The organism is Campylobacter sp. BCW_6877, from assembly GCF_001762445.1.
In the GTDB taxonomy this organism is placed as follows: Bacteria; Campylobacterota; Campylobacteria; order Campylobacterales; family Campylobacteraceae; genus Campylobacter_D; species Campylobacter_D jejuni.
The window spans coordinates 341,716-343,838 of sequence record NZ_MJWW01000059.1 but is presented as its reverse complement, the minus strand read 5'-3'; the positions used below and the strand labels follow the sequence as shown (position 1 = coordinate 343,838).

Sequence of the window (2,123 nt, the reverse complement as noted above, 5' to 3'; positions counted from 1 at the left end):
GAATTAAAAAGGGTTTGTGTAAAACCTTATGATAAAGATAGATTTGAAGTGATACAAGATTATGAGTTTATTTTACCAAATTACAAAGGCATTGTACCACAAGGTTTTAAAACTGATGGAGCGAGTATTCCACGCCTTTTTTGGTCTTTGTTTCCACCTTTTAAAAGTGAGTATTTTAGCGCTTGTGTTGTCCATGACTATTTGTGTATAAATGCAAAATCAAGAGATGATTATAGGCTAGCTGATCTTGTTTTAAAAGAAGCAATGCAAGCTTTAGAAATAAATAAATTTAAGATTTTTGTTTTTTATTGCTCTTGTAATTTATTTCATCAGATCAAATGTTTAATAAAGGGGATAAGATGAGCGTGGATTTAAGAGAAATTGCCATAAAAACAGAAGAAATCAATAAAGATTTTAGTGAAGCTTTAGAAATTTTAAAAGAACTTTTTAAAAATGGAGTAAAACCAAGCGATGAAAGTATTAAAAATGCTATAAATGAAGTTTTAACAAGTTTTAACTTTATAAAACAAAGTGAATTAAAAGAAAAACTAGAAGCCTTGCTAGAAGAGCTTGACATCAATGCAAATATCAATGAAGAGAGTTTAAAAGAAGTTGTATTAAAAGTTGTTTTAGAAAATCAAGAAAGTTTAAAAGGTGATAAAGGAGATCCTTTTACTTATGAAGATTTTACAGAAGAACAGCTTGAAAATTTAAAAGGGCAAGATGGAGCTAAAGGAGCTGATGGTAAAAGTGCTTATGAACTTTGGCTTGAAAATGAAGAAAACACGGGAAAAAGTCAAGATGAATTTTTAGAAAGTTTAAAGGCTCAAACACCAACAAAAGAAGAAATTAAACCTATTATAGAAGAGATGCTCGAAGATATGAAATTAAATTTAGGCATTAATGGAATAAAAGTATCTAATTCTATTCCCACTCCAAAAACAAAAGCTAATGTTAATGATTTAATTATAACTTATAATGAAAATGTAAAACAACTTTGGCTTTGTGTGGCAAGTGATGATAAATACACAAGTTGGATTAATTTGCTTGGAAATGAAAATATTACAGCACAAGAGTTGATTATTATTAGTTTTGATACAAATTTAAATAGTGGTCAATATGGCGGATGTTTAAGTGATTTGCGTTTTGGTTTTGAAAATTCTTTAGCAAGCACTACGCAAATTATAAAAGGACTTAATGAAGGCAGTTTTTTAATCACTAAAGATGGAATGGGTTTAAAATCTAAAAATTATACTGAAGTTAGCGTTCTTTCAAAACCAAGTAAAAATCAAATAGAAGGAAATATCAAAACGAGCGGAATTTATAATGATCCTGCTTGGCATAATATTACCAATGCTTTAAAAAAATATGATGGCAATGCAAATGAATGCTGTCTTTGGGCTTCTAATATAAAAAATAGTGTAAGTATAGAGCTTTTTACAAATGAAATTCCTATGAGTCTTTTTTATAGGCAAGCTGGATATTATGGAAATGTCAATCTTTCAAATATAAAAATGCAAAAAGCCCTTAGAGTTCAAAATGAAATTATAGTCGAGAGAAGCTTTATAGGAATAAAAAAAGAAATTGATAAAACTACCTATGGTGATAATGCTTTTTTATTTGAATTTGAAGAAGAAAAATGAGTTTAAATCTAAAAATAAAATACAAAAAATAAAAAGAAAGGAATTATAATGAAAATAACAATTAATAGAAGATATACTGGTAAAACTTGCGTTATTGGCAAATTTAAGGTTTTAGATGATGAAGAAAAAATTCTTTTTGAATGCTTTTCTTTGGAAGAAGATAAAGAGGGTTTAGAAAGTGGTAAAGATTTAAGAATACCTGAAGGAAATTATAATTTAAAAAGACATAGTCCTTCACGATTTGAAAACACTTTAAGAGAAATAACAGGAAAAAATGATGATGAAATGATAAATGTTTATAACAATGAAGTTCCAGCAAGTCGTGCAATTTTAATACACTGGGGAAACACTGACAAAGATACTCAAGGTTGTATCTTGCTGGGGCTTACCAAGGATAATAATAATGAAAGTGTCGGTCAAAGCAGACAAGCTTGTAAAGAATTTTATGATTTGGTGTATGGTAAAAATCTTGAAGACATT

General features: G+C 28.4%; 3 protein-coding genes. All 3 read left to right on the top strand.

Annotated features, from left to right (window positions below):
- Nucleotides 1-363 (top strand): DUF1353 domain-containing protein (locus AJ936_RS09050; RefSeq protein WP_250606933.1); only part of this gene is annotated, 363 nt, incomplete at its 5' end.
- Entirely contained in the window at nt 360-1,643 is a 1,284-nt protein-coding gene (locus tag AJ936_RS09045) for a hypothetical protein (RefSeq protein WP_057981351.1), read from the top strand. The genes AJ936_RS09050 and AJ936_RS09045, both read left to right, overlap by 4 nt.
- Nucleotides 1,644-1,691: 48 nt before the next feature.
- On the top strand, nt 1,692-2,123 hold a 432-nt coding region (locus AJ936_RS09040; RefSeq protein ID WP_070274426.1), incomplete at its 3' end, for a DUF5675 family protein.